This is a genomic window from Mycobacterium sp. (assembly GCF_032162105.1).
GTDB lineage: Bacteria > Actinomycetota > Actinomycetes > Mycobacteriales > Mycobacteriaceae > Mycobacterium.
In genome coordinates, this window is sequence record NZ_JAVRPS010000648.1 from 1 (window position 1) to 5,991 (window position 5,991).

At 64.4% G+C, this 5,991-nt stretch carries 5 protein-coding genes and 4 pseudogenes; 7 read left to right on the plus strand and 2 right to left on the minus strand.

Going from position 1 to position 5,991, the window contains the following annotated elements:
* The 7 genes and pseudogenes from QOC69_RS32600 to QOC69_RS32630 form a co-directional block, all read left to right on the plus strand.
* Nucleotides 1-155 (plus strand): annotated as a pseudogene (locus QOC69_RS32600) (tyramine oxidase subunit B); the annotation flags it as partial.
* Nucleotides 153-502, plus strand: a pseudogene (locus QOC69_RS32605) (FtsX-like permease family protein); the annotation flags it as partial. The pseudogenes QOC69_RS32600 and QOC69_RS32605, both read left to right, overlap by 3 nt.
* Before the next feature lie 3 nt (nt 503-505).
* Nucleotides 506-1,258, plus strand: coding sequence for an ABC transporter ATP-binding protein (locus QOC69_RS32610; RefSeq protein ID WP_526446626.1), 753 nt, complete (start codon nt 506-508; stop codon nt 1,256-1,258).
* A gap of 43 nt (nt 1,259-1,301) precedes the next feature.
* A complete protein-coding gene (locus tag QOC69_RS32615; protein ID WP_526446627.1) occupies nt 1,302-2,816 on the plus strand; it encodes an amino acid permease in 1,515 nt (504 codons plus the stop codon).
* A 3-nt stretch (nt 2,817-2,819) separates the two neighbouring features.
* Nucleotides 2,820-3,518, plus strand: a pseudogene (locus tag QOC69_RS32620) (primary-amine oxidase); the annotation flags it as partial.
* Nucleotides 3,461-3,672 (plus strand): annotated as a pseudogene (locus QOC69_RS32625) (hypothetical protein); the annotation flags it as partial. The pseudogenes QOC69_RS32620 and QOC69_RS32625, both read left to right, overlap by 58 nt.
* Nucleotides 3,608-3,766: a hypothetical protein gene (locus tag QOC69_RS32630; protein ID WP_526446628.1), complete on the plus strand. Its 159-nt coding sequence runs from the start codon at nt 3,608-3,610 to the stop codon at nt 3,764-3,766. The pseudogene QOC69_RS32625 and the gene QOC69_RS32630, both read left to right, overlap by 65 nt.
* A gap of 322 nt (nt 3,767-4,088) precedes the next feature.
* Here QOC69_RS32630 and solA read toward each other — a convergent pair whose 3' ends face one another.
* Both solA and QOC69_RS32640 read right to left on the minus strand, forming a co-directional pair.
* On the minus strand, nt 4,089-5,252 hold the full coding sequence (gene solA, locus QOC69_RS32635) for an N-methyl-L-tryptophan oxidase (RefSeq protein ID WP_526446629.1): 1,164 nt from the start codon (nt 5,250-5,252) through the stop codon (nt 4,089-4,091).
* On the minus strand, nt 5,249-5,991 hold a 743-nt coding region (locus QOC69_RS32640; RefSeq protein WP_526446630.1), incomplete at its 5' end, for a tyramine oxidase subunit B. The genes QOC69_RS32640 and solA, both read right to left, overlap by 4 nt.

Sequence of the window (5,991 nt, forward strand, 5' to 3'; positions counted from 1 at the left end):
TGCTCTCGGCCTACCGCACCGGCGCGGTCCCCGGGGTCGGCGCACGCTTTCTGGCGCAACCGGATTCGCGAGTGGTAGGCATCGTCGGGCCCGGCGTCATCGGTCGCAGCTCGCTTGCGGCGTTCATCACGGCATGTCCGAAGGTCGACACCGTCGTCGAGGTCGCCGTCGCCACCACGCGCACGGTTGCCCACCGCACGAAAGAACTCGGGGTGCTCGGTGCAACGGAATGCCGCGCACACCGGTGGTGGCCGCGCTGCTCGTCGAGCCCGTCATCGCCGCAATGCTCGGCGCGGTCGCGGGCGCCGCGCTGGCCGTTGTCGTCACCCTCGCTCTTGGCGTTACGGGTTTCGTGCCCACCGGTGTTGGGGTCGGCGGCCTCGTCACCGGCTCCGCCATCGCGGTCGGTGTCAGCATCATCGCCGCAGTGGCCACCAGCATCGTTCCCACCTGGATCGCAGCGTCGCGGCCACCGATCCATTCGCTCTCCACGGGAGGCTAAGTAATGACGGTCATCAAGGACACCGACGACGGCACCGAGTTCGCCGATTCCGAGGCGCCCGCGTCGGGCGCACCAACCGATGTGGCCCCGGTCATCGAAATCTCCGAGGTCTGGAAGCTGCACAAGCTGGGTGACGAGGTCGTCAAGGCACTCGTCGCGGCCGAACTACAGGTCATGCCCGGCGAATTCGTCTGCCTGATGGGCCCGAGCGGCAGTGGCAAGTCCACGCTGCTCAACATCATCGGAGGTCTGGACCGGCCGACGAAGGGCTCGGTGAAGGTCGCAGGCAAGGACACCGGTCTGCTCACCGAAAGCCAGTTCGCCGCATTGCGACACGAAACCATCGGGTTCATCTTCCAGAGCTACAACCTCATTCCGTTCCTGTCCGCCGTCGAGAACGTCGAGCTGCCGTTGATGTTCGAGCCCTACGACCGAAAGTCGTTGCGCAAGAGGGCGTTGGAACTCCTCGACCTCGTCGGGTTGAGTCACCGAATGCACCATCAACCCACCAAGATGTCCGGTGGTGAACAGCAGCGCACCGCCATCGCGCGCTCGCTGATCAGCAACCCGACCCTGGTTCTCGCCGACGAACCGACCGCCAACCTGGATCACAAGACGGGGGAGACGGTCGTGCGAATGCTGCGCGACCTGTGCTCGACCATGGGCGTCACCGTTGTCGCCAGCACCCACGACCCGACCGTCGCCGAGGAGGCAAGCCGCGTCATCCGGATGAAAGACGGACAGATCGTCAACTGACCCGATCCCCCGTGTGGGATTCGATCCGATTGAGAGGGAAGCAATGACACAAGAGATCGACGCGACACGGCCAGCCGGCCGCGACGCCCTGATGACTACCGAGCTCATCCCCGAGCAGATTCTGCCCAAGGTGCTCGGCACCTTCGGGCTGACAGCCACCTACGTATTCATCATCTGCTGGATCACCGGTTCCTCGGTGATGGCTACCGGTGGCTGGACCGCGATCCCGATGTGGGTTCTCGGCATCATCACCTTCGTCATCCCGGCCGGTATGGCGGTCGCGGAGCTCGGCAACCTGTGGCCCGGCCAAGGCGGTGTGTACATCTGGGCCCACCGGACGATGGGTGATACATGGGCCTTCGTCGGCGGCTATCTGTCCTGGGTGCCGGTGATCATCAGCGCCGCCTCGTCGCCGGCGATCATTGTTCAGTTCTTGCTATTGGCATTCCATGCCGAGATAGGACTGACGGCGAGCATCATTCTGCAGCTGGTGATCCTCTGGGGCGTAGTCGGTTTGGCGCTGGCCAAGCTGGCCGCCAACCAGCGGGTGATCAACGTGACCTTTTGGGTCTACGGTGCGCTGACGCTGACTATCGTCATCGGCGGTGTCATCTACGCCGTCAAGCAGGGTCACACCGGAACCCCGTTCAACCTGCACGACGCCCTGGTGCCAAACTTCGCCGTGGGCGGTTTCCTGTTCGGCACGGTGCTGCTGTACCTGGTTGGCGTGGAAACCCCGTTCAACATGGGTGCCGAGTTCCTCTCGGTGAAGCGCAGCGCCACCAAGATGGTCGCCTACGGCTCTGCCGCACTGGTAGGGATCTACCTGCTGACGACCATCGCCACAATGTTGGTGCTGCCCGGTGACCAGATCGATCCGGTCACCGGCGTGATCGGCAACCTGAGTACCTCAGGTTTCCCCGGTCTGATGGAAGTGTGCGCGGTGGTGTTGGCCGTCGTCATTTTCGTCGCTATGGTGACCTATCAGGTGGCCTACTCCCGGCTGATCTTCGTGTCCGGGCTGGAGCGGCACCTGCCGCGGATCTTCACCCACCTCAACTCGCGCACCCGCAACCCGGTGACCGCCATCCTGGTCCAGGGCACCATCTCTTCGTTGGTCCTGGTGTCGCTGTATTCGCAGAGCAGCATGGCCAATGTCACGATCTACCTGCAGGGCGGGCTGAGCGTGGTGTGGCTGATCTCGGGAATTTTCTTCTTCATCCCCGTGGTCATCGCCCGCAAGAAGTACGCCGATCGCTATGTCAACGAGGACTTCTGGCGCATCCCCGGCGGCAAGGTCGGCATGTGGACTGTCGTCGTCGTCGGCCTGATCGCCACCGCGGCCGGTGTGTACTACTCGTACGCGGCGCCGTGGCTGCCCGTTCCGGTCAGCACCTGGATGACCTGGCTTAGCAGTATCGCAGGCGCCACGGTCATCCTCGGCGCGATCGTGTGGTTCTTCGGTAGGCGTTCGGCGGCCAAGATGACCGAGGGCGACGCGCTGGCGCATCTGGCCGTGCTCGATCTCAAGAAGTCCGAAACCACTGAGGCGGTTTGACCTATGACGATGGACAGCACAATTGTGCGCACAACCGGCACCGGCGATAGCGTTGGCTATCCGCTGGATCCGCTGTCGGGCTCCGAGATCGAGTCGGCGGCCCGGATCATCTCGGGGTCCGAATACAGCAGTCCGACACTGAAATTCGTGATGATTCAGCTGGCGGAACCGGAGAAGACACCGGAGCTCACCTTCGATCCGGCGATTCCGGTGCCGCGGCGGGCGTTCGTGACGGCGTACGACGCAGCGGTCAAGATGGTCTACGAGAGCGTCGTCGACATTGTGGCCGGTGTGATCGATTCGTGGAAGCCGATTCCGGGGCGCTTCCCGTCACATCTGGTCGAGCACATGACCGGAGTCGAAGAGATCGTCCGTGAGGATCCGCGGTGGCAGGCGGCGATGCTCACACGCGGCGTCACCGACTTCGACCTCGCGATAATCGACCCCTGCCCCGCAGGCTACTACGGCCAGCAGGACCATTACGACAATTCCGCGCTGCTGTGCCGGCCGTTGACGTTCATGCGGGCGGCGCCGTCAAAACACGGCTACGCGCCGCCGGTCGAGGGGCTGATCGTCACGTTCGACCTCGACAAGATGGAGGTCGTCGACATCGAGGACCACGGTGTGGTGCCGATGCCGCCCACCGCGGCACCCACACCTCGGTGCGCGAACTCAACACCGACATCCGAGCCTGGATCGACACCTGGAACGACAACCCGCGCCCGTACGTCTCCTGACCAAGACCGCCGATCAAACCCCGGCCATCATCGCCAACTCCTGCACCCGAAAAAATGACTCAGGACACTGCCGAGCTCGGCGAGCCACCGCTGGAACCGCCGGCGGTCCTGCTCGCTGAGCGGGGCCAGCACCTTCCGTCGGGCGTCGCGCACGCCCGCATCGATCCGGCCGAGCAGGGCCGTGCCGTCGCGGGTCAGTCCGGCGGGCAGTGACCGACCCGACGCCACGGTTGCCGGCCTGGCCACCAGGCCGCGCTCGTGCAGGCCACGGACCACCATGTTCATCGCCAACGGACGTCGCGGGCGAATTCCGCATTGGACCTACCTGGCGAGTGGGACAGGATCCGCATGCATGCATTGCGAGAACGACAGTCCCAACGGTTCGAGCACGATCAGACAGCAGGTCAATGCGTTGGGTCCAGCCGTTGATGTCGACGTCGGCGAGAGCGGACGACGCGTGACGTACCACCGCCTCGCCGCCAGGCTTCATGAGTAGTGCAAGTTAGTCCACGAGATCACCCGCGACAGCCCTTCCTCAACTCGAGGCGCCCACCACACTGGGTACCTGCCGGTGGGCGGCGACTGTGAACGCATGTTCTGTGAACCTGCCCCGTCCCGACGTCGCGAGGTCTGCCAACATCTCACCCCACACCGGGGCGAATTTGAATCCGTTGCCGCTCAACGCCGTTGCCACCACGATCGAACCGTCAGCAACGGTGTCGATGATCGGCATCTTGTTGGCGGCCAACGATTCACCGTGCACGGACCATCGCGACGCAGTAGGAATCAGATCGGGAATCATCTTCTGCATCTGCACACCGGCCCACGTCAACTGCTCACGGGTCAGGGTGGTGCCGCGATCATCCCAGTCCTCGACCAGTGCGTGTTGTATGTTCGGGGTCGCCTTGACGCTGTAGCCGTCCAACGTCGGGATGCCGAAGGCGTGTACGCCATCGAGGTCGCGCATGAACCCGGGGAAGCGACCGGGGGTGAACATCTCGATGTGTCGGGGGATGAACCAGATCAGGTTGTAGGAGACCACCTTTACCACGTCGGCCAGCTCGGGGAGTAACCGCGTCGTCCACGGGCCCGCACTGACGACGACGCGGTCGGCCATCACCTCGCCCCTGGACGTGGCCACGCGGACGCCGTCGGTGACGGGTTCCAGCGCCACGACGGTGGTGTCGTACTGAACCTCCGCTCCGTGCGCGAGCGCCTGCTCACTGGCAGCCGCGACCGCGAGCTCCGACCGCATCACCCCGCCCAGGGCGTCGAGTACGCCGATGTCGTCGTCCTGGACGTGGAACTGCGGGTAGCGCACGCGCAGTTCGGCAGCACCGAGGGTTTCGTGCGGCAGGTCGTACTCCTGGATCGAACGAAGCGTCGATTCGAGATCCGGATGGCCCTGCGGCCCGAGGCTCAGCGCGCCGACGGGCATCAGCGGGTGCTGGCCGTAGGCAACCCCCAGCTCGTGCCACAGTTCCCGTGAACGCATCAGAGCGGGGGTGAACAGCTGCCCTTCCTTTGCCGCGACCCGGAACAGTCGTGACTCACCGGCGTAGGCGCCGTAGGTGTGTACCTGCCCGAACTGCTCGAGGCCGAGAACGTCGACTCCGCGTTTGGCCAACTGCCACAATGCCATCGACCCCATCGAGCCCAATCCGACGACGACGACGTCCCTGCGATCGGCATTCGTCATGCCAGTACCGGCCTCTCCCACAGATTGAGCTTGGTCCCAATTCCCCTTTCGACCGCATTGCGGTACAACGTGGTCCCCCACGCGACGTCCTCGACGGGCATGCCGCCGATGGACAGGAGCACGATCTCATCCTCGCTGCGACGACCCTCGGACTCACCGGTCACGACCGCCCCGAGGTCGACAAGGTCGTCCGCGTTCATCGTTCCCTCGTGGATCATGTCCATGAACTTGCAGCCGATCAGTGACTCACGGCGGTGCGTCGGATACCCCACCTCAGCCGCCCACGCCACGTACATTCGGGTGTTGTCGACTACCTTGCGTACGTCGGATGCCTGCATTCCCTCGTCGATGTTGCAGATCGCGGGCATGCTCAGTAACGCGCCTGGCTTGACCCAATCTCGTTCTACGGTCGGATAATTCGCAGGATCACCGCTGGCGCCCGTCGCGCAGAACGTCACGATGTCACTGTCGCGAACGGCTGCTTCGATGGAGTCGACCTCGGTGACGGTGGTGATCTGGGGACACTCGGCGGCCACCCAGGCGGTGAACGTCTCGATGCTCGCGCGGTCGCGGCCCTTGAACTTGACGGTGTCGACCTTCGGACATGCCGTCATGAACGCCGCAAGCGAGCTGCGACCGATGACGCCGGGCCCGACGATGCCTACCACTCGCGAATCCGGTTGCGCCAGAAAGCGTGCGCCGACCCCGGGGACCGCGCCGGTGCGGTAGGCCGAGAGCA

What these genes read in the sequence shown, in the direction of transcription:
- QOC69_RS32610 (WP_526446626.1), top strand. Translation starts at nt 506, where the DNA reads ATGACGGTCATCAAGGACACCGACGACGGCACCGAGTTCGCCGATTCC.
- QOC69_RS32615 (WP_526446627.1), top strand. Translation starts at nt 1,302, where the DNA reads ATGACACAAGAGATCGACGCGACACGGCCAGCCGGCCGCGACGCCCTG.
- QOC69_RS32630 (WP_526446628.1), top strand. Translation starts at nt 3,608, where the DNA reads ATGACTCAGGACACTGCCGAGCTCGGCGAGCCACCGCTGGAACCGCCG.
- solA (WP_526446629.1), bottom strand. Translation starts at nt 5,252, where the DNA reads ATGACGAATGCCGATCGCAGGGACGTCGTCGTCGTCGGATTGGGCTCG.